Source organism: Bradyrhizobium sp. USDA 4369 (genome assembly GCF_054056435.1).
In genome coordinates this window covers 4,432,937-4,453,379 of record NZ_JBSRYH010000001.1, presented here as the reverse complement: position 1 = coordinate 4,453,379, position 20,443 = coordinate 4,432,937, and the positions used below count along the sequence as shown (strand labels likewise).

Here is a 20,443-nt window from a genome sequence, read left to right as displayed (position 1 = left end):
AATGCGCGTGGCATGGCTGGTGCGGCGCACGGGCGGTCCCGGCGCACCGTCAATATTCAATGGAGAATCCCGCCGATGTGCTCGCTGTGTGAAACCCGATCCCCCGCTTTGTCCCGACGGCGACTGCTCGGCGGTGGCGCCGTCCTGGCCGCGGCGGCGGTCGGCGCGCTGCCGGCCTTTGCGAAGGACGCCAAGGGAGCGAGCGACAGCGTCGTGCCCCCTCCGAATGCGATCTCTCCGGACGACGCGATGAAGCGCATCGTCGAGGGCAACGCCCGCTACGTCGCCGGCAATCTCGACAACAAGGATTTCTCGGCCGGCCGTGCGGCGCGCGCCGCGGCCCAGTATCCGATCGCAGCGATCGTGAGCTGCGCCGATTCCCGGGTGGCGCCGGAGCTGGTGTTCGATCAGGCGCCGGGCGAGCTGTTCGTGGTCCGGGTCGCCGGCAATTTCGTCAATGACGACGGTCTCGCCAGCCTCGAATATGGCGTCAAGTTCCTGGGGACGCCGCTCGTGCTGGTGCTCGGCCACAGCGGCTGCGGCGCCATCGATGCCACCATCAAGGTCCTCAAGGACGGCACCAAGCTGCCCGGCCACCTTCCGACCCTGATCGATGCGCTGAAGCCCGGCGTGGAGGCTGCGATCGCGAAGAAGCCGCAGGACCTGCTGGCCGAGGCCACGGCGGAGAACGTGCGCAGCAATGTCCGGCGCCTGTCGACCGCCAAGCCGATCGTCGGCCGCATGGTCGCCGAGGGCAAGGTGAAGATCGTCGGCGGCATCTATGACATCGGCTCCGGCCGGGTCACGATGATCTGACGGGTCACACCGGCTGCAGCGCGCGATCGGCACGCGCGGCTGCAGCAGCGAGCCAGGTCACCTGGTGACAGAACCAAGCCTCAACGGACGCCACGAAACCCGGCATCAGCGTCAGGCGCCGGCGTCCGTCGTCGAAGCGCAGCAGCCGGCGCTCTTCCATCGCCGCCAGCAGATTGCGGATATGGGAGCGCGAGACGCCGAGCATCGTCGCAAGCTCTGCCGTGGACACGTCGACGACGTGGCGCCCGGCGGCGGACCGGGCGACGAGCGTCAGCGCCAGGTGGATGCCGCTATCGTGCTCGTCGGTCCAGGCCAGATCCGGAAATCCCGTCAGCGGCCGGTTGTCGCGGCAGAGCCAGGTCGCGCATTGCCGGATCGTCTCGGCGTAGAAGCTCTGGTCGTCCCGCAGTCGAACGCTCAATCCGCCGGCCTCAGTCAGTCGCGCATGACAATCCAGATGCAGGGCAAGCCAACCTCGCAGACCTTCGAGGATGACGGGTCCTGGCACGAGATAACGGATCCGGCCGTCCCCGGGCTCGCGCTCGATCGTGACCAGCGACAGACCCCGCAGCACCGCGACGAAGGCCGCGGTCTGCCGCGGCCCCGGCAGCCGCGTCTGCAAACGGGTCAGGGTCGGGCGCTCGACCGGCTGGCGCGCCGACATATGCATCATCACGATGTGCGCCACGATTTCCGTCGGGGCGCGCTGACCGAACAGCTTGATCATCAGGCGCTGACCACGCAGCGGCGCAATCAGCTGGTCGCAGAATCCGACGAACACGGGCGCGAAGGATGGATGGTCACGCAAACGCATCGGATGATCGTCCCCCGCGATGGCGCGCGCGTCAGCGCTCCGGTTCGTCATGGGACCGCACCCGACCGATCAGAGCGCCGCCGTCCTGACCACGAGATCGGCCAGACGCTCGGCGGCATCGAGCCGCCCGGCGGCGCGGGCAGCCTGCGCCATCGCCGCCAGGCGCGACGGCTCGGCCGCGAGCGCCGAGATCTCCGAGGCCAGCCGATCCGACGTGAAGTCGCTCTGCACGATCCGGATCGCGGCATTCGCGTCCGACAGCACGCCGGCATTGGCGTACTGATCCTGGTCGATGGCGCCGGGCAGCGGCACCAGGATCGAGGGCCGGCCGATCGCGGCGAGTTCCGCCACCGTGCCCGCGCCGGAGCGCGAGATCACGAGATGGTTGGCGGCGAGACGGGCCGGCAAATCGGTGAAGAACGGCTGCAGCTCGGCATTGATCTTGAGCCGCTCGTACACCGCGCGAACCCGCGCCATGTCCTCCTGGCGGACCTGCTGGGTCAGCACCAGCCGGCTCCAGAGCGTCGGCTCGAGCCGCTCGATCGCGCCGGGCACGACGTCGCTCATGATGCGGGCGCCCTGGCTGCCGCCGACCACGAGCAGCCGCAGCGGGCCTGCGCTCTCAGGCGCGGCATAGGGCACCGCGGCCGCTTCGAGAATGGCAGGACGCATCGGCGTGCCGACGGTGGTGGTCTTACCGGCAAGCGCCGGATCGCGGTCGAGCACGCCCGGCAGCGAGGTGGCGATCGCCTTCACATGGGCCGACAGGAAACGGTTGGCACGGCCGAGCACGGCATTGGCATCATGGATCAGGCTGGGCACGCCCGCGAGCCGCGCCGCCAGCAGCGGCGGCACCGTCGGATAGCCGCCGAAGCCGATCACGGCTGCGGGCTTCAGGCGCCGCATCAGGTTGAAGGCCGCAAGGGTGCCGGTGCCGAGCAGCAGCGCCGTGCGTGCGAGCGCCACCGGCGAACGGCTGCGCACCGTCTCGCTCGGCACCACGTCGATCATATCCTTGGTGAACAGGCCGCTGTAGCGCAGCGCGCGCGCATCGGTGACGAGACGGACGCGATAGCCGCGCTTGATCAGCTCGACGCCGAGCGCTTCGGCCGGAAACAGATGACCACCGGTGCCACCGGCGGCCAGCAGAATGAGGGGCGCAGAAGAGGTCATGCGCGCTTGTTTACAGCCAATATGTCGTCATTGCGAGCGAGCCGGCCTACGCATAATTGCGCAGCGTCCCCGCGGCGTCGGTGGCCTCGGCTTCGATCCGCGGCCGCTGCCGCGTCAACGCCAGCATCATGCCGACGCCGTAGGCGAGCGACACGATCGAGGAGCCGCCATAGGAGATGAAGGGCAAGGTCATGCCCTTGGCCGGGATCAGCTGCAGGTTGACCGAGATGTTGATCGCCGCCTGGATGCCGAACAGGATCGCGAGGCCCGACGCCGCAAAGCGCGAGAAGCCGTCCTCGCTGGCATAGGCGCGCGACAAGGTGCGGATCACGATGAAGCCGAACAATGCAACCAAAGCCAGGCACAGGATGATGCCGAACTCCTCGGCCGCGACCGCGAACACGAAATCGGTGTGGCTGTCCGGCAGGCTGCGCTTGGCGATGCCCTCGCCCGGCCCGAGGCCGAACCAGCCGCCATTGGAGAATGCCTCCATCGCCGTGTCGACCTGGAAGGTGTCGCCGGACGCCGGATTCATGAACCGCTTGATGCGGCCGGCGACGTGCGGGACCAGCAGATAGGCGCCGAACAGGCCAGCGGCCGCGGCGCCGGCGAGGCCGGCGACCCAGATCATGCGCATGCCGGCGATGAAGAACAGCGAGCCCCAGACCATCAGGATCAGCATGGTCTGGCCGAAATCCGGCTCCATCACCAGGAGCGACACCAGCATCAAGAGCAGCACCAACGCCATCGTGGTGGCCGGCATGTCCGGCCGCCGCGCCGATTCCGAGAACAGCCAGGCGGCGACGACGACGAAGGCCGGCTTGGCCGCTTCCGATGCCTGGATGTTGACGCCGACCAGCGTGATCCAGCGCCGCGAGCCCTTCACCTCCGGGCCGATGGCGAGCGTCAGCACGATCAGCACGATGGCGATCGCAAACACCACCAGCGCGCTGCGCCGGATCTGCCGCGGCGACAGGAAGGACACGCCGATCAGCACGATGAAGGACGGCAGCAGGAACAGGACGTGGCGGTTGAAGAAGTGGAACGCGTCGAGCCCGATGCGCGTCGCGACCGGCGGGCTCGCCGCCAGCGACAGGATCACCCCGCACAGCATCAGCGCCAGGATCGCGCCGAGCAGCGGCTTGTCGACCGTCCACCACCAATCGGACAGCGGATTGCGTTCTTCACGGGAGAGCATCGGACGTTCACCTGAGACTTAGGGAATCAACCCATTGGCGCCCAGGATGGTTATCGAAGGCTTAAGGACCTCTCCGCTGCGACAGCGGTGTGTGCCGTAGCGTCACGATGAACGACGTGGACCTCGGCATCCTTGGCCACCTGCCTTCGCGGGTGAAACAAGCGTGTGGTCGACGATGGCGAGCTAGACCACCCGCTCCACACCCGGCAGCGCCTGGACCAGGTCGCGGAAGCGGGTGCCGCGGACCTCGAAATTGCGGAATTGGTCGAACGAGGCGCAGGCCGGCGACAGCAGGACCACGGCGTCCGTCAGCCCGGAAGCTTCCGCATCGGCAGCGGCCTGCGCCACCGCGACCTCGAGCGTGCCGGACATCGCGTGCGCGACCTTGTTGCCGAGCGTGCCGGCGAACTCCGCTGCGGCCTCGCCGATCAGATAGGCCTTGCGGATGCGCGGAAAGAAACCTTCGAGGCTGGTGATGCCACCTGCCTTGGGCTTGCCGCCGGCGATCCAGAAGATGTCGGCGAAGGACGACAGCGCGTGCGCCGTCGCATCCGCGTTGGTGCCCTTGGAGTCGTTGACAAACAGGACATGGCCGCGGCGGCCGACCTGCTCCATGCGATGCGCCAGCCCGGGGAAGCTGCGCAGCCCCTGCTGCAGTACATCCTCCTTCACGCCGATCGCGAGCGCGGCAGCGGCGGCGCAGGCGGCGTTCTGCGCATTGTGCTGGCCGCGCAGCGAGCCGATGCCGCCGAGCCGCGCGACCTCGCTGCGCGCGCCACCCGCGTTGCGCAGGATGGTCTCGTGCTCGACATAGAGACCGTCAGCCAGCGGGTTCTTCACCGAGACGCGCACCACCCCGCTTGCCGGCCTGGTCGAGCCGATCGGCGATCGCGCGCGAAAAGCCGTCGTCCACGCCGACGATCGCGGTCCCCTCCGGCTTGACGCCGGCCACCAGGCGCTCCTTGACCGCAGCGTAGTTCTCGATCGTGCCGTGGCGGTCGATGTGATCCTCGCTGACATTGAGCAGGATGCCGACGGTGGGATCGAGCGACGGCGTCAGGTCGATCTGATAGGATGACATCTCGATGACGTGGACGCGGCCCATCCGCGGTGGCTCCAGCGACAGGATCGCGGTGCCGATATTGCCGCCCAGCTGGGTGTCGTAGCCGGCGGTCTGCATCAGATGCGCGATCAACGCCGTCGTGGTCGATTTGCCGTTGGTGCCGGTGATGGCGACGAATGGCGCATCCGGCGCGTGCCGCCTGCGCTCGCGGCAGAACAGCTCGATGTCGCCGATCACCTCGATGCCGGCCTCGCGCGCCTTGAGCACGCTCCAATGCGGCACCGGATGGGTCAGCGGCACGCCGGGCGCCAGCACCAGCGCTGCGAAATCTGCCCAGGACACGGTGCGCAGATCCGCGGTAACGAAACCGGCTTTGGCCGCTTCGGCCAGCCGCTCGGCGCCATCGTCGCCGGCCACGACGTCCGCACCGCCCGCGCGGAGTGCGTGGCAACTGGCGAGCCCGGACCCGCCAAGGCCGAACACGGCGACGGTCTTTCCGGCGAATGAGGTGACGGGGATCATGTCAGCGCAGCTTCAGGGTCGACAGGCCGACCAGCGCCAGCATCACGGAGATGATCCAGAAGCGGATCACGATCTGCGGCTCGGTCCAGCCGAGTTGTTCGAAATGATGATGGATCGGCGCCATCTTGAAGATGCGCTTGCCGGTCAGCTTGAACGAGGCCACCTGTACGATCACCGACACGGCTTCGAGCACGAACAGTCCGCCGATCACCGCCAGCACGATCTCGTGCTTCACCGCCACGGCGATCGAGCCGAGCATGCCGCCAAGCGCCAGCGAGCCGGTGTCGCCCATGAAGATCGAGGCCGGCGGAGCGTTGAACCAGAGGAAGCCGAGCCCGGCCCCGAGCACCGCGCCGCACAGCACGGCGAGCTCGCCGGTGCCCGCCACATAGTGGATCTGGAGATAATCCGAGAACACGGCGTTGCCGGCCAGGTAGGCGATCAGGCCGAAGCTCGCCGAGGCGATCATCACCGGAACGATCGCGAGGCCATCGAGCCCATCGGTGAGGTTCACCGCGTTGCCGGCGCCGACGATGACGAAGGCGCCGAAGATGACGTACATCCAGCCGAACTTGATCACGAGATCCTTGAAGAAGGGAATCGCAAGGCCGGTCGAGGACGGGTCGCGCCCGAGCCGGACCAGCGCATAGCAGGCGACCAGTGCGATGCCGGCCTCGATCAGGATCCGCGCACGCCCGGCAAAGCCCGAATGGGACTGCTTGGTGACCTTCAGGTAGTCGTCATAGAAGCCAACGAAGCCGAAGCCGAGCGTCACCGCCAGCACGATCCAGACGTAAGGATTGAGCGGATTGGCCCACAGCACGGTCGAGACGACGAGGCCCGACAGGATCATCAGGCCGCCCATCGTCGGCGTGCCCTTCTTGCTGATGATATGCGATTGCGGGCCGTCGGCGCGGATCGGCTGTCCCTTGCCCTGGCGCAAGCGCAGATGATCGATGATCCAGGGGCCGAACAGGAACACGAACAACGCGCCGGTCACCACGGCCCCGCCGGTGCGGAACGTGATATAGCGGAACACGTTGAGCAGGCCGCGAAACATCGCCAGGCTCGGAAACGTATTCGTCAGCTCGATCAACCAGTAGAACATCCAACCCGCCTATGCCGCTTCGCCGAGATCGAGCCACGTGATCTCAATGGATTCGCGGGCGCGAATCCGATCCAGCCTCTTTTAACCACGATCGGAGCCGGGTGCGAATCGTTGCCTGCGAGGGGATGATCCCTCCGGCATGGCTGCCCCGCGACCGATAGCCAGATTTTGTTCCACCGCGCCGCGATATCGCCCGATTTCAATTCGAGCCCTGCAGCGCAGCCGCGAGCTTCTGCACGAACTTGTTCACCCAGAAGATCTTCTTGCTGCCCTTGATGACGACGACGTCGCCCGGTGCAAGCAGCGCGGCCACCTGGCTGGCGTCCAGGGTCGCCGGGTCCTCGTGCCAGCCGAGTCGCTTCTCCGGCGGCAGCTTCTGGAACAGATGACGCATCAGCGGACCGACGCAGTACACCCCGTCGATCCCAGTGACATGCCCGGCCATGTCGGCATGATAGGCTGGCGCCTCCTCCCCCAGCTCCAGCATGTCGCCGATCACGGCGATCCGCCGCCCGCGCACCGGCCGCGCCTGCAGACTGTCGAGCGCCGCCGCCATGCTCGCGGGGTTGCCGTTGAAGCTGTCATCGATCAGAACGATCTCGCCGATGCGCTGCTCGACGCCCCGCCCGGTCATGATACCGACCTCGCCCAGTTCGCGCGCCAGCAGCACCGGATCAAGCCCGGCCGCGGCGACGGAGGCGAGCGCCGCCAAGGCGTTATGCAGGCGATGCGGTGCCCCCGGGGTCAGCGAGAACGCCAGATGACGGCCGGCAATGTCAGCCGTGACGTCCCAGCTCTCGCCGGCAGGAACATGCGACATGGCATGAACGTCGGCGCCAGCGCCGAATCGCAGCACCCTGCCGGGCCATTCGGGCGCGGCAAGATCAACCGGCAGCACCAGGATGCCGTCCGCCGGCAACCCACGCGCGATCGAGACCTTCTCCTTGCGGATCGCCTCCAGGCTGCCGAGTTTCTCCAGATGCACCGGCTGCACGTTGACGACCAGCGCCACCGTCGGCTGCGACAGCTCGGTCAGCCGCGCAATTTCGCCTTGCTGGTTCATGCCCATCTCGACCACCCACACCGAGGCGCTCGGATCGGCATTGCACAGCGTCAACGGTACCCCCCAGAAATTGTTGAAACTCGACGGGCTGGCGGATGCTCCGGGATAGGCGGCGATGAACTCCTTGGTCGATGTCTTGCCGGCGCTGCCAGTGAGGCCGATGACCGGACCGTGAAAGCGGGCCCGCGCCGCGCGCGCGAGCGCCCACAATCCGTCGATCAATGTATCCGGCACCACCAATTGCGGAACGATGATGCCATCGATTCGGTGCGGAACGATCATCGCGACCGCACCGGCCTGCTCGGCATTGGCCGCAAATTCCCAGCCGTCGCGGCTGGAGGCGAAGCTCGAGATGAACCCCCCGCTCGGCGTGCCGCTCAGCGCAACGAACAGGCTGCCGGGCTTCACCGCGCGGCTGTCCTGCGTCACGAGGTCGATCGACGTCTCCGGATAATCGCCGGCAAGACCGAGCGCGCGCGCCACCTCGGCCACCGTCCACAGCGCCTTCGTCATGATGCCCTCGCTGCCAATGCGTCCGCGACCGCTTCATGATCGCTGAAATGCAGAGTGGTGCTGCCGATGATCTGCCCGGTCTCATGCCCCTTGCCGGCAATCACGAGGGCGTCGCCGGGCTGCATTTCGCCGATCGCGACCTTGATCGCCTCGGCGCGGTCGCCGATCTCGCGCGCACCGGGCGCGGCAGCCAAGATCGCGGCCCGGATCGCTGCCGGATCCTCGCTGCGCGGATTGTCGTCGGTGACGATCACGCGATCGGCCTCGGCGGCAGCGATGGCGCCCATCAAAGGCCGCTTGCCGGTATCACGGTCGCCGCCGGCGCCAAACACGACAACGAGCTTTCGCGCGGCATAGGGCCGCAGCGCCTGCAACGCCTTGGCCAGCGCATCCGGCTTGTGCGCGTAGTCGATGAAGATGGGCGCGCCATTGTGCTCGCCGACCAGTTCGAGCCGGCCCTTGGCGCCTTCGAGCGTCTCCAACGCCTCGAACACGGCCTGCGGATCGCTGCCGGTGCCGATGGCAAGGCCAGCGGCGACCAGCGCATTTTCGACCTGGAACGCGCCGACCAGCGGCAGGCGGATCGTGTACATGCGACCGCAATGCTGGAGCTGGAGCTGCTGGGCGAAGCCATCGATGGCTGCGGCGACGAGCCGGATGCCCGCCCCCGCGCCATCGCCATGCGTGCCCACGGTCATCAGGCGAAGACAGCGCGCTTGTGCCGCGGCGATGACATCCGCCGAGCAGTCATGATCGGCCGAGATCACCGCAGCACCGCCGGGCGGCACGAGATCGCGGAACAGCCTCAGCTTGGCGTTGAGATAGTGCGCGAGGTCGGGGTGATAGTCCATGTGATCGCGCGACAGATTGGTGAACCCGCCGGCCGAGACCCGCACGCCGTCGAGGCGATATTGGTCGAGCCCATGCGACGACGCCTCGAAGGCCAGATGGGTGACGCCGTCCTGCGTGATCTCATCGATCTGCCGGTGCAGCGCGATCGGATCGGGCGTGGTCAGCGAGCCGTAGACGGTGCGCTTGTCCGACACCAGGCCGACCGTGCCGATGCTGGCCGAGCTGTGACCGAGCTTCTGCCAGATCTGCCGCGTGAAGGCCGCGACCGAGGTCTTGCCGCTAGTCCCGGTCACGGCGGCGATCGTCGCCGGCTGGCGCGGATAGAACCGCGCCGCGGCCAGCGCCAGCGCCAGCCGCGGGTTGGGCAGCTCAACATAAGGCACCGACAGCGCCGTGCGAGGGGGAGATCCGCCGGCCACGGCGACCGCGCCGGCCGCAATGGCCGCAGCGATGAAGCGGGCACCGTCGGTCTTCGTTCCAGAAAGCGCGAAGAACAGATCGCCGGGACGCACCGCGCGGCTGTCGACGGCCAAGCCGGAGACGTCGACGGCGGCGATCTCCGGGTCGCGCCCAGCCGCATCGCCGAGAAGATCGTGGAGTTTCATCCTGGTCCCGCACCAGTTCCGCCCCGCCCCCTGCGGGCGGCGGCGTAAAGCCAGCAATTCGACGACGGCTTACTGTGTCAGCCGCGATGCCGCAAGAATTTGGCGGTCGGACGGCGGCAGGTCGAAACGGGGCTCGATGCCGAGCAGCGGCCCGATCCGGGCGATCACGTTGCCGGCGGTCGGCACCGCGTTCCAGCCGGAGGTGATGAAGCCGTAGGTTTCCTTGAGCGGCTGGGGCTCGTCCAGCATGATCAGAAGCTGGTAGCGCGGCTTGTCCGCCGGGATCACAGCGGTGAAGAGGGTCAGCACCTTCTTTTTGGCGTAGCGACCATTGATCACCTTTTCGGCCGTGCCGGTCTTGCCGCCGATATAATAGCCCTTGACGTCGGCCTTGCGCGCGGTGCCGACCTCGGCATTGAGGCGCATCAGATAGCGCATCTTCTCGGAGGTTTCCGGCTTGATGACGCGCTTGGCCAGCGCCATCGCCTCCTCTTCCGTGCGCTTCATGAAGGTCGGCGGGATCAAGAGGCCGCCATTGACCAGCGCGCTGACGCCCATCACGCCCTGCAACGGCGCCACCGCCATGCCGTGCCCGAACGCGATCGTGACCGTGTTCAACTCGGCCCAGCGCTTGGGCAGGATCGGCGAGGCACTCTCCGGCAGTTCGGTGCGCAGCCGGTCGAACTGTCCCATCTTGCGCAGGAACGCCTTGTGCGCCTCCACGCCCTGCGTCAACGCGATCCTGGCAGCACCGACATTGGACGAAAAGTAGAACACTTCCTTCATGCTGAGAAAGCGGCCCTTGGGCTCATCGTCATGGATCGCGAACTTGCCGTAATGCAGCGGCCCGCGTGCATCCCACAGCGAATTGAGATCATATTTGCCCGTGTCGAGCGCCATCGCCAGGGTGAACGCCTTGAAGGTCGATCCCATCTCATACACGCCTGTGGTCAAGCGGTTGATGCGATCTGGATCATGCGCTTCCTTCGGGCTGTTCGGATCAAAATCCGGCAGCGACACCATGGCAACGATTTCGCCGGTCCTGACATTGACGACGAGGCCGGAAGCCGCCTTGGTCTTGAACTTCTCCTTGGCTTTGAGCAGTTCGTCACGCAGCGCATGCTCGACGCGCAGATCGACCGACAGTTCGATCGGGCGTTGCAGCCGATCGGTGGCAAAGCCGGCGCGGTGCAGGTCGGCGAGGCCCTGATTGTCGAGCCACTTCTCCATACCGGCGATGCCCTGGTTGTCGATGTTCACCAGGCCGATCAGATGCGCAACCTCGTTGCCGGTCGGATAGACGCGCTTGTTCTCGCGCAGGAAGCCGACGCCCGGCAGACCAAGGCGATGAATGTCCTGCTGCTGCTTCGGCGACATCTCGCGCTTCAGCCAGACGAAGCCCTTGCGTGACATCAAGCGCTCGCGCACCTCGCTTGTATCGAGGTCCGGCAACGTCGCAGTCAGAAGCTCGATCGCCTCGTCCTTGTCGATGAGGCGGCGCGGCTCGGCGAACAGGCTCGGCGTCTTCACGTCGGTGGCGAGCACGGCTCCGTTGCGATCGACGATATCGGGCCGCGCGGTGGCGATGGCGTCCTGCTGCGCGGCCCGCCGCGCGGTCGGACCATCGGCGCCGACCGCGAACATCACCAGCCGACCGCCGATGATCGCATAGACGGCGGCAAAGGCGATGATCGCGAGACCAATGCGCGCACGCGCCTTGGCGGTGCGATCGACATCGCGCCCATACAGCAACGTGCGGATCAATCGCTGCCGCCAGGGCTCCTGCGGCTTGACGTGAGGCCGAAGCTGATCGGTCATTGCTGATCCTCCGGAGGACGCACCGACCCGGTCACAGGGGGCTCATCGTTGATCGCGTCGATCGTATCGATCATTGATCCGATCGGATCGGGATTGTCGGAGCGGGCGAACCGGGGCGGCCGCTCCGGCAGGTTTTTGAGGCTGTCATATTGCGTGGCGTTGAGCGGCTTCAACGGCAAGTGGCGTTCGACCAATCCTTGCAGCCTCAGGGGAGCATCGAGCTTGGCCCATTCCGAGCGCAGGATCGCGATGGCCTCGCGCTGCTCGCGGATCTCGGCCCGCAGTTGCAGCACGCGCTCGACACGCGCGGTGGATTCCATCTTGATGCGATAGACATAGGCGGCGGCGAAGATCAGCGAGCAGATCACGACCAGATGGAGGAGGCGCATGCGTCACCCTCCTCGCAGGACGTCGGCCAAGCGCGGCCAAGATGACGATGCGGGCGGGTGGCGGGCCGGCGCTGCGGTGCGCTCAGCCCCGCGCAGCTTGGCCGAGCGTGCGCGCGGATTGGACTCGATTTCGCTCTCATCGGCCACGGCCGGCTTGCGGTTGAGCAGTTGGAAGGTCGGAGTCTCCTGGGCGATCTCGGGCAGATGGCGCGAGCCGCCACCGGTCTTGCTCCGTTCCGCCAGGAAGGTCTTGACGATCCGATCCTCGAGCGAATGGAACGAGACGACAGCCAGCCGCCCGCCCGGCGCCAACACCTGCTCGGCCGCCGACAATGCCTGCTCCAATTCCTCGAGCTCTTCATTGACGAGAATGCGCAGGGCCTGGAACGTCCGCGTCGCCGGATGAATATCGCCTGGCTTCGATCTCACCACGCGCGCGACGATGTCGGCGAGCTGCCGCGTCGTCGTGATCGGCTGCTCCTTGCGCGCTGCGACGATGGCGCGAGCGACAGCACGCGAGTGGCGCTCTTCGCCGAAGATATAGATAACGTCGGCCAGATCACGCTCGGAGGCCAGTGCCACGACGTCAGCAGCGGTCGGTCCGGCCTCCCCCATCCGCATGTCGAGCGGGCCATCGAACCGGAAGGAGAAGCCACGCGCGGCGGAATCGAGCTGCATCGACGAGACGCCGACATCCATCACAATGCCGTCAACTTGGGACAATCCAAGCGATGCACAGATGTCCGCGATCGCGGAGAAGCGCTTCTCGACCAGCGTGAGGCGAGCGCCGGCCTCCGCGACGAGCGCGGCGCCGCCGGCGATCGCCGTGCTGTCGCGATCAATCCCGATCACCCGCGTTCCCGGGGTCTGCAGAATCAAGCGCGTGTATCCGCCCGCGCCGAAGGTCGCATCGATATAGGTTCCGCCCTCGCGCGGAGCGAGCATGGCCACCGCCTCCGGACCGAGCACCGGGACGTGTCGCTGGTCAGCCCTGCTCACGCGGACGCTCCGCGAGGATGCCGCTGGGTCAGATTGGCTTTGGTCGGCTGCGAGCCCATCGCGCCTTCGATCCTCGCGCCCCTTCAACTCGCCAAGCCATCTCTCGGGTTGGTCAGCCATCCACCGCGACGGTCGATTTCGCCGACACAACGCAGCTGTGCCGGGGAGCGGGCCTCGGCCCGGCGGCGATCACGCGGCTGGCTGGACCAGGAACCGCTTTCCATCGTGATCTGCCGTGCAGGACCTTGCATCGTGGCGGCTGGCCGTCCCGAAGGTCGGCTTGGTTCTTCACCGCTCAGTAACGGCGTTCAGCGTTAACAAACCGTTGATGGTCTGTGGCGGATATTAGGCACTTCTCCTCGGACGCGACCAGCTCATGGGCGACCTCTGGCAATGCATGAGGTTTCTGCAGCAATCGGGTAGATGCGATTTCGATTGCGGTTGGGAGATGCAAAAGAGTAGTGCGTGCCCATATTCGATTTGAGCCATTTGCCGTCGCCAGCCGCTTCGAGTGCGTCATGCCGAATTCAACCGACAAGCCCGCATCGAATCGTCCACGCGCGCTGCCGATCCCCAAGGGCTGTGCTGAGCTGCCGCTCTTCACCCCGGACTCGTCGATTGCATCCGACGTCATCCCCTCCGCAAATTTCGGTGAGCGCAAAGGTGGCCGCCAGCCGGACATGGTCATCCTCCATTATACCGGGATGCCGGACGTGGAGGGCGCGATCACCAAGCTGTGCACCGCCGGCAGCGAGGTCTCCGCGCATTACATCGTGCTGGAGGACGGACGAATCGTGCAGTGCGTGCCGGAGGCGATGCGCGCCTGGCATGCCGGTCTCTCGTCCTGGGGCGGAGACGAGGACATCAACTCCTGCTCGATCGGCGTCGAGATCGTCAATCGCGGCCATGATTGGGGCTATCCGGACTTTCCGCCGCGACAGATCGCGGCGGTGATTGCGCTGTGCCGGGGCATCATGCTCCGCCGTAACGTCCCGGCGCACCGCATTCTCGGTCATTCCGACGTCGCGCCGTCGCGTAAGAAGGATCCGGGCGAGAAATTCCCTTGGCACTCGCTGGCCAATTCGGGGGTCGGCCATTGGGTGCAGCCGGCGGCGATCACCAAGGGCGAGACGCTGAAGCTCGGCAGCATCGGCGATGACGTCAGGGGCCTGCAGAAGGCGCTCGCCAAATATGGCTATGGCGTGCCGATCACCGGCAAGTTTGACGGCATCACCATGGATGTGGTCACCGCGTTCCAGCGTCATTTCCGCCCCGAGCGGATCGACGGCATCGCCGACCGCTCGACTCTGTGGACCCTGCATGCGCTGCTGACGAGCTTGCCGGCAGAGGAACCGACGACGCGCGTCTGAGTGATCAGGCGCCCGCATCGAGTTCGACGAGCCGGCGGGCATAGAGCCGCTTGAGCGGCTCCAGCTGCGTCGAATCCCGCGCCGAGCGGTAGGCTGCGCGGGCCTCCTCGCGCCGATCGAGCCGCCGCAACAGGTCCGCGCGCACCGCCGGCAACAGGTCGTATTGTCGCAAGCCGCCCCGCGCGGCGAGCGAGTCGACCAGCGCGAGCGCCCGCGCGGGGCCGTCAACCATCGAGACAGCGGCCGCGTGATTGAGTTCGATCACCGGCGACGGCGCAATCCGCAGCAGGACCTCATAGAGGCCGACGATCTGGCGCCAATCCGTGTCGTGATAGCCCGGCGCCTGGGCATGGAGCGCAGCGATCGCGGCCTGGACCGTATAAGGCTGCGGCCGCCCCCTGACACCGAGCGCCTGTTCGACAAGGGCAAGGCCTTCGGCGATCTGCTCGCTGTTCCACAACGACCGGTCCTGCTCCTCCAGCAGGACGATGTCTCCGGACGCATCGGTCCGTCCGGCCCGGCGCGCATCGTGGAGCAGCATCAAGGCGAGCAGGCCTTTGATGTCGGGGGCCTCCGGCATCAGGCCAAGAACGAGCCGGCCGAGCCGGATCGCCTCGCGCGCGAGATCGTGGCGGATCAGTTCCGGTCCGGAGGTCGCGAGGTAGCCTTCCGTGAACACCAGATAGATCACGGTCAGCACGCCGCGCAGACGCTCTTCCAGGGCGTGGCGCCCGGGCACCTCGTAGGGAATGCCGGCGAGGCGGATCTTCTGTTTGGCACGCAGCAGGCGCTGCGCCATCGCCTCCTCGCTGGTGAGGAAGGCGCGTGCGACTTCGGCCGTGGTCAGCCCGCAGACCGTGCGCAGCGTGAGCGCCACCTGGACCTCCTGCGCGAAGGCCGGATGGCAACAGGTGAAGATCAGCCGCAGCATGTCGTCGTCGAGATCGCTTGGCGCGGCGGCCTCGTCGCTGACGGCGTCGCGCTCGATCGCATGGACGATCTCGGCTTCCTTGGCGCGAAAGTTGCGCTGGCGCCGGATCCGATCGATCACCTTGTTGCGCGCCACATTGACCAGCCACGCGCGCGGATTGGCAGGGGCCCCTGCCCCTCGCCAATTGAGCAGCGCCGCCGCGAACGCGTCCTGCAACGCGTCCTCGGCCAGTTCGAAGTCACCGACGAGCCTGATCAAGGTCGCGAGCGCGCGGCCGGCCTCGTCGCGGAACACCTTGTCGATCGCCTCAGGCGTCATCGCTGACACTCGCGCCGGCCGCACGCTGGCATCAATGATTGTACTGCCAGACGGGCCGGACCTCGATCGACCCCAGCCTGGCGCCAGGAATGCGGGCTGCGATCCCGATCGCCTCGTCCAGATTATTGGCCTCGATCATGTAGTAGCCGCCGAGCTGCTCGCGGGTCTCGGCGAACGGCCCATCCGTGGTCAGGATCTTGCCGTCGCGCACCCGCACCGTCGTCGACGTCGTCGTCGGCTGCAGCCGGTCGCCGCCCTTGTAGTTGCCGCTCGCGATGATCGACTGCGTGAAGGCTTGATATTCCGCCAGCATCTTGCCCTCGGCCTCCTTCTCCATCTTCGCGTATTCGACCTCGTTCAAATAGATCATCAGCAGATATTGCATCGACTTGCTCCCTTGTTCGGCTGGACTGCCGACATCCAGTCGAACGGCTCGGACACGGAACGACACCCCGAGGATAATATTTTTCCTGCGCGGCGGTGGCTTGACGTACTGGCCGGCAAGCTCCATTCAGGCCGCGTCAGTCGGCCGGACGGCCGCTCCGGCAGGTGCCGAAAGGCCGCCGGGGAGGAAAGTCCGGGCTCCATCGACATGCGGTGCCGGATAACGTCCGGCGGGGGCGACCCCAGGGACAGTGCCACAGAGAACGAACCGCTTCCTCCCGAAAGGGAGGCGAGTAAGGGTGAAAAGGTGCGGTAAGAGCGCACCGCGGGGCCGGCAACGGAACCGGCATGGTAAACCCCACCGGGAGCAAAACCGAATAGGGACGGCCACGCGGAGACAATCGCAATTGCGATGACGTCCGCGGGAGCGATGTCAGGCTCGCCGTCCGGGTAGGTTGCCCGAGGTCTCGCGCAAGCGCGATCCCAGAGGAATGGCCGTCACGTATCGTCATGCGCAAGCATCACGGTGCCCTACAGAACCCGGCTTACAGGCCGGCTGATATGTTCATGAGGGGCTCGGCGCACCAGCACCGGGCCCCTCACCATTGTTGCTAACCCGCGGCCGAGAGCTGGCCGAACTCGGTGGCCTGGCGCTCGAACAGGCTGCGATAGAGCCCGCCGGGCTTGCCGACGAGCGTGGCATGATTGCCCTGCTCGACGATGCGGCCGCGGTCGAACACCAGGATGCGGTCGAGGCTGCGCACCGTCGCCAGACGATGCGCGATCACGATCGCGGTCCTGCCCTTCATCAGCCGCTCCATCGCCTCCTGGATCAGCGTCTCGGACTCCGAATCGAGGCTCGAGGTCGCCTCGTCCAGGATCAGCACCCGCGCATCCGCCAGGAACGCCCGCGCCAGCGCCACCCGCTGCCGCTCGCCGCCCGACAGCTTGACGCCGCGCTCGCCGACCAGCGTGCCGTAGCCCTTCGGCAGGCGCGTGATGAACTCATGCGCGTTCGCAAGCCGCGCCGCGTGCTCGATCTCGGCCTCGCTGGCGCCGGGCCGGCCATAGGCGATGTTCTCGGCCAGCGAGCGGTGGAACAGGATCGGCTCCTGCTGCACGATCGCGATCTGGCTGCGCAGCGAATCCTGCTTGGCATGGGCGATGTCATGCCCGTCGATCAGGATCCGGCCGCCGCTGACGTCGTACAGCCGCTGCACCAGCTTGACGAAGGTCGTCTTGCCAGAGCCGGAGCGCCCGACCAGGCCGATCCGCTCGCCCGGCCGGATGTCCACCGACAGCCGGTCGTAGAGCGCGGTACGATGGCCGCCATAGAGGAATGTCACCGCGTCGAACACGATGTGCCCGCCGGTCACCGCGATGGGCCTGGCGTCCGCGGCATCGACGATGCCGATCGGCTCGCCATGGATCGCCACCAGTTCGTCCATGTCGTTGACCGCGCGCTGCAGGTTGTTGATGTGCATGCCGACGTCACGCAAGTAAGCATGGATGACGTAGTAGCTCGTCAACACATAGGTGACGTCGCCGGGCGACGCCTTGCCCGCCATCCACAGCAGCACGGCGCCGCCGATCACCGCGGAGCGCAGGCACAACAGCACGCCGAGCTGCACGGCAGCCGTCGTGTTGTAGCGCAGCCAGGTGCGGTTGACGCGCCGCCGCCAGCGGCTGACGACGCGCATCAGCCGGCCGTCCTCCCGCGCCTCGGCGCCGAACGACTTGACCACGGCATTGCAGCTCAGCGCATCCGCCAGGGTGCCGCCGACCTTGGTGTCCCAGGCATTGGAGATGCGGGCGGCAGGCGCGATGTAGCGGGTCGAGAAGGCGACCGTCATCGCCACATAGACCACCGCGCCCAGCGCAATGACCCCGCCCAGCGCACCCCAATGCAGGCCGAGCAGCACCATCGAGCCGAGCAGCACCGACAAGGACGGCAGCAAGGCCAGCAGTATGGTGTCGTTGTAGAGGTCGAGCGCCCACATGCCCCTGGTGATCTTGCGCACCGTGGAGCCGGCGAAGCTGTTGGCGTGCCAGTCGGTCGAGAAACGCTGCACGCGCACGAAGGCGTCGCGCGCCACGTCCGACATGATGCGCAATGTGAACGGCACGATCAGCTGCAGCCCGGACAGCCGCAGCACGATCGAGGCGAAGCCAAGCGCGACGATGGCGCCGAACGAGACGAGCGCGCTATGCCGCGCGTCGGCATTGCCTGGACCCAGGGTCAGCGCATCGACCAGTTGGCCGGAGAACAGCGGCATGAACAGGTCGGCGGCGGTGGCGCCGAGCAGCGCCACGGCGATGCCGAGCGTCATGCGCGGCTGCTGCAGCCAATGGCGGGTCACGAATGGGATCACGACGCGGATCGCGGCGGGACGCTTGTCGGCCTTCAGGCCGGAGACTTGGATGGTCATGGCTTCACCCGGCCGCGCTCGCAGCGCCAGCCGGCTCCAAATGAAGCAGACGCGGCAACGCGCGCGGTCTGCGAATGATGAATCAGGTTGAGAGAAGGACGGCGGCGCTCAAATCGAGCGGCGGAACACCAGTACGGGCATCGAACGAGCTGGCGTTGTGAGCACAGCCGTCGAAAGCGCGAGCATCGACCGGGTGCAAGCGATCTGCAGATGCGATGTCGTCATGCAAATCTCCCCGGTTCGAGCGACAATACTGATTTATTACCACCGACGGTATGATTTGGCAACCCGCGCGCATCGCGGGCGAACGCGCGTCAGTGCGCGTCGCCGCCTGCCGCCATCGGCGAGCTCGGCTTGTTGAGCAGCAGCACCATGAAGCTGAGCGCGATATAGAAGCAGGTCAGCATGAAGAAGGCGTCGCCATAGCCCATCACCACGGCCTGGCGATGCACGATCTGCGACAGCTGCTTCATGGCCATCAGCGCCGAGTCGCCCATGCCCTGCAGCTTCTGCTGCAGCATGTTCAGCGTCTCGACGGCGGTCGCATTGCCCCAGTTCACCCGCTCATGCAGGCGGGAAATATGCAGATCGGTACGGTCGTTCAGCACCTGGTTGATCACGGCGAGGCCGACGGCGCCGCCGAGATTGCGCATCAGGTTGAACAGGCCGGAAGCGTTCTTGACGCGATCGGGCGCAAGCGTACCAAGTGCAATGTTGTTGGTCGGCACCATCGCGCACATCATGCCGACGCCGCGCAGCACCTGCGGCAGAAACAGCTCCCAGAAATCATAGTCACGGGTGATCCCGGTCATCTGATAGGAGCCGATCGCGAAAATGATCAGGCCGAACGCGATGATCAGCCGCATGTCGATCTTCACCATCAGACGGCCGACCACTGGCGCCATCAGGAACATGGTGACGCCGGAGACGAACATGGTCTCGCCGATCATCAGCGCGCTGTAGCCGCGCACCTCGGCGAGATAGCGCGGATAGATGTAGGTCAGGCCGTAGAGACCGATGCCGACGCAGAACTGCAACAGGCAGCCGACCGCGAAATTGCGATCGGTGAACGCGCCGAGATCGACGATCGGCTCATCCACCGTCAGCACGCGCCAGAAGAAGCACACCGCCGACACCGCGCAGACCACGGCGAAGATCGCCACCGAGGTCTCCTGCAGCCATTCATGTTGCGGCCCCTCCTCCAGCACATATTCCAGTGAACCGAGGAAGCCGGCCATGAACAGCAGGCCCCACCAGTCGAAGCGTTCGAGCAGCTCGAAATGCGGCTCGTCGAAATCGACCAGTGCCAGCACGCCGATCGTGATCATGACGCCCGGCGGGATATTGATGAAGAACAGCCAGTGCCACGACATCGCATCGGTGATGTAGCCGCCGACGGTCGGGCCGATGGTCGGCGCGAGCGTCGCGACCAGGCCGATGATCGGACCGACGATGTGGAACTTGGAGCGCGGAAACACCGTGTAGGCCGAGGCGAACACGGTCGGGATCATGCCGGCGCCGAGAAAGCCCTGGATCGCGCGCCACAGAATCATCTGCTCGATCGACGAGGCGAAGCCGCACAGGAAGCTGGAGATGGTGAAGCCGGCGGCCGAGATCGCAAACAACAGCCGCGTGCCGAGCGCGCGCGACAGGAAGCCCGACAACGGAATCGCGATCACCTCGGCGATCAGATAAGCGGTCTGGACCCAGGACACTTCGCTCGAGCTCGCCGACAATCCGGCCTGGATCTCGCTGAGCGAGGCCGACACGATCTGGATGTCGAGGATCGACATGAACATGCCGAACACCATGATCAGGAACGCAATCAGCCGCCGCGGCGCGATGCGGTCCGACGCCGCCGCCGGCGCGCTCATGGTGGGATCGGCTGTCGTTGCGGTGGCCATGGCTGTGTTCGATCCTGCTAACCCCAGCGGCAGTCTGCTCCCTCTCCCATGGGGAGAGGGCTGGGGTGAGGGGGTACGGTGTCAAGATAGGAGAGAGTCCCCTCACCCGGATTATATCTTCGATGCAATCCGACCTCTCCCCGGCGGGGAGAGGTGAACTCAGCTCGGGGCAGG

15 protein-coding genes, 1 other RNA gene and 1 pseudogene are annotated in these 20,443 nt (G+C 66.4%); 3 read left to right on the top strand and 14 right to left on the bottom strand.

From position 1 onward, the window contains the following. The first annotated feature begins 75 nt into the window (after positions 1–75). The gene (locus tag ACVIJ6_RS19990; RefSeq protein ID WP_456774083.1) at positions 76–816 is read left to right on the top strand and encodes a carbonic anhydrase; all 741 of its coding nucleotides are present in this window, start codon (positions 76–78) and stop codon (positions 814–816) included. A 4-nt stretch (positions 817–820) separates the two neighbouring features. On the opposite strand, the gene ACVIJ6_RS19985 is transcribed toward ACVIJ6_RS19990, so the two are convergent. The 10 genes and pseudogenes from ACVIJ6_RS19985 to rsmH form a co-directional block, all read right to left on the bottom strand. Then, positions 821–1,681 (bottom strand): helix-turn-helix domain-containing protein, encoded by an 861-nt coding sequence (locus ACVIJ6_RS19985; RefSeq protein WP_456774082.1) that lies wholly within the window; start codon positions 1,679–1,681, stop codon positions 821–823. A gap of 18 nt (positions 1,682–1,699) precedes the next feature. Then, on the bottom strand, positions 1,700–2,803 hold the full coding sequence (gene murG / locus ACVIJ6_RS19980) for an undecaprenyldiphospho-muramoylpentapeptide beta-N-acetylglucosaminyltransferase (protein WP_456774081.1): 1,104 nt from the start codon (positions 2,801–2,803) through the stop codon (positions 1,700–1,702). Between the two features lie 46 nt (positions 2,804–2,849). Further along, on the bottom strand, positions 2,850–4,001 hold the full coding sequence (ftsW, locus tag ACVIJ6_RS19975) for a putative lipid II flippase FtsW (RefSeq protein WP_456774080.1): 1,152 nt from the start codon (positions 3,999–4,001) through the stop codon (positions 2,850–2,852). A gap of 183 nt (positions 4,002–4,184) precedes the next feature. Beyond that, a pseudogene (murD, locus tag ACVIJ6_RS19970) lies at positions 4,185–5,586 on the bottom strand (UDP-N-acetylmuramoyl-L-alanine--D-glutamate ligase). A 1-nt stretch (position 5,587) separates the two neighbouring features. Then, the gene (mraY, locus tag ACVIJ6_RS19965) at positions 5,588–6,694 is read right to left on the bottom strand and encodes a phospho-N-acetylmuramoyl-pentapeptide-transferase (RefSeq protein WP_012046050.1); all 1,107 of its coding nucleotides are present in this window, start codon (positions 6,692–6,694) and stop codon (positions 5,588–5,590) included. Between the two features lie 199 nt (positions 6,695–6,893). Then, positions 6,894–8,270 carry a UDP-N-acetylmuramoyl-tripeptide--D-alanyl-D-alanine ligase gene (locus tag ACVIJ6_RS19960; protein ID WP_456774079.1) on the bottom strand — a complete coding sequence of 459 codons (1,377 nt, stop codon included), beginning with the start codon at positions 8,268–8,270 and terminating at the stop codon, positions 6,894–6,896. Then, positions 8,267–9,727: a UDP-N-acetylmuramoyl-L-alanyl-D-glutamate--2,6-diaminopimelate ligase gene (locus tag ACVIJ6_RS19955; RefSeq protein ID WP_456774078.1), complete on the bottom strand. Its 1,461-nt coding sequence runs from the start codon at positions 9,725–9,727 to the stop codon at positions 8,267–8,269. The genes ACVIJ6_RS19960 and ACVIJ6_RS19955 overlap by 4 nt, the downstream gene beginning before the upstream one ends. Before the next feature lie 69 nt (positions 9,728–9,796). Continuing rightward, the gene (locus ACVIJ6_RS19950; protein WP_012046053.1) at positions 9,797–11,545 is read right to left on the bottom strand and encodes a peptidoglycan D,D-transpeptidase FtsI family protein; all 1,749 of its coding nucleotides are present in this window, start codon (positions 11,543–11,545) and stop codon (positions 9,797–9,799) included. Beyond that, a complete protein-coding gene (gene ftsL / locus ACVIJ6_RS19945) occupies positions 11,542–11,934 on the bottom strand; it encodes a cell division protein FtsL (RefSeq protein WP_012046054.1) in 393 nt (130 codons plus the stop codon). The genes ACVIJ6_RS19950 and ftsL overlap by 4 nt, the downstream gene beginning before the upstream one ends. Positions 11,935–11,937: 3 nt before the next feature. Continuing rightward, the gene (rsmH, locus tag ACVIJ6_RS19940; protein WP_456774077.1) at positions 11,938–12,933 is read right to left on the bottom strand and encodes a 16S rRNA (cytosine(1402)-N(4))-methyltransferase RsmH; all 996 of its coding nucleotides are present in this window, start codon (positions 12,931–12,933) and stop codon (positions 11,938–11,940) included. A gap of 518 nt (positions 12,934–13,451) precedes the next feature. Here rsmH and ACVIJ6_RS19935 point away from each other — a divergent pair. Continuing rightward, entirely contained in the window at positions 13,452–14,303 is an 852-nt protein-coding gene (locus ACVIJ6_RS19935; RefSeq protein ID WP_456774076.1) for a peptidoglycan recognition protein family protein, read from the top strand. A gap of 4 nt (positions 14,304–14,307) precedes the next feature. Here the strand turns inward: ACVIJ6_RS19935 and ACVIJ6_RS19930 are convergent, their stop codons facing one another. Next, positions 14,308–15,552, bottom strand: a complete 1,245-nt coding sequence (locus tag ACVIJ6_RS19930) for an RNA polymerase sigma factor (protein ID WP_456774075.1) — start codon at positions 15,550–15,552, stop codon at positions 14,308–14,310. Between the two features lie 31 nt (positions 15,553–15,583). Further along, positions 15,584–15,937: a YciI family protein gene (locus tag ACVIJ6_RS19925; protein WP_456774074.1), complete on the bottom strand. Its 354-nt coding sequence runs from the start codon at positions 15,935–15,937 to the stop codon at positions 15,584–15,586. A gap of 136 nt (positions 15,938–16,073) precedes the next feature. On the opposite strand from ACVIJ6_RS19925, the gene rnpB reads away from it, so the two are divergent. Continuing rightward, positions 16,074–16,500, top strand: an RNA gene (gene rnpB, locus ACVIJ6_RS19920) — RNase P RNA component class A. A 47-nt stretch (positions 16,501–16,547) separates the two neighbouring features. Here the strand turns inward: rnpB and ACVIJ6_RS19915 are convergent. Together ACVIJ6_RS19915 and ACVIJ6_RS19910 are read right to left on the bottom strand one after the other, a co-directional pair. Further along, on the bottom strand, positions 16,548–18,365 hold the full coding sequence (locus tag ACVIJ6_RS19915) for an ABC transporter ATP-binding protein (protein WP_456774073.1): 1,818 nt from the start codon (positions 18,363–18,365) through the stop codon (positions 16,548–16,550). Between the two features lie 314 nt (positions 18,366–18,679). Next, positions 18,680–20,269 carry a DHA2 family efflux MFS transporter permease subunit gene (locus ACVIJ6_RS19910; RefSeq protein ID WP_456774072.1) on the bottom strand — a complete coding sequence of 530 codons (1,590 nt, stop codon included), beginning with the start codon at positions 20,267–20,269 and terminating at the stop codon, positions 18,680–18,682. Between the last annotated feature and the right edge of the window lie 174 nt (positions 20,270–20,443).

Bases quoted from the DNA above. Each gene is read 5' to 3' on its own strand.
- ACVIJ6_RS19990 (WP_456774083.1), top strand. From the start codon at position 76: ATGTGCTCGCTGTGTGAAACCCGATCCCCCGCTTTGTCCCGACGGCGA.
- ACVIJ6_RS19985 (WP_456774082.1), bottom strand. From the start codon at position 1,681: ATGACGAACCGGAGCGCTGACGCGCGCGCCATCGCGGGGGACGATCAT.
- murG (WP_456774081.1), bottom strand. From the start codon at position 2,803: ATGACCTCTTCTGCGCCCCTCATTCTGCTGGCCGCCGGTGGCACCGGT.
- ftsW (WP_456774080.1), bottom strand. From the start codon at position 4,001: ATGCTCTCCCGTGAAGAACGCAATCCGCTGTCCGATTGGTGGTGGACG.
- mraY (WP_012046050.1), bottom strand. From the start codon at position 6,694: ATGTTCTACTGGTTGATCGAGCTGACGAATACGTTTCCGAGCCTGGCG.
- ACVIJ6_RS19960 (WP_456774079.1), bottom strand. From the start codon at position 8,270: ATGACGAAGGCGCTGTGGACGGTGGCCGAGGTGGCGCGCGCGCTCGGT.
- ACVIJ6_RS19955 (WP_456774078.1), bottom strand. From the start codon at position 9,727: ATGAAACTCCACGATCTTCTCGGCGATGCGGCTGGGCGCGACCCGGAG.
- ACVIJ6_RS19950 (WP_012046053.1), bottom strand. From the start codon at position 11,545: ATGACCGATCAGCTTCGGCCTCACGTCAAGCCGCAGGAGCCCTGGCGG.
- ftsL (WP_012046054.1), bottom strand. From the start codon at position 11,934: ATGCGCCTCCTCCATCTGGTCGTGATCTGCTCGCTGATCTTCGCCGCC.
- ACVIJ6_RS19935 (WP_456774076.1), top strand. From the start codon at position 13,452: ATGCCGAATTCAACCGACAAGCCCGCATCGAATCGTCCACGCGCGCTG.
- ACVIJ6_RS19930 (WP_456774075.1), bottom strand. From the start codon at position 15,552: ATGACGCCTGAGGCGATCGACAAGGTGTTCCGCGACGAGGCCGGCCGC.
- ACVIJ6_RS19925 (WP_456774074.1), bottom strand. From the start codon at position 15,937: ATGCAATATCTGCTGATGATCTATTTGAACGAGGTCGAATACGCGAAG.
- ACVIJ6_RS19915 (WP_456774073.1), bottom strand. From the start codon at position 18,365: ATGACCATCCAAGTCTCCGGCCTGAAGGCCGACAAGCGTCCCGCCGCG.
- ACVIJ6_RS19910 (WP_456774072.1), bottom strand. From the start codon at position 20,269: ATGGCCACCGCAACGACAGCCGATCCCACCATGAGCGCGCCGGCGGCG.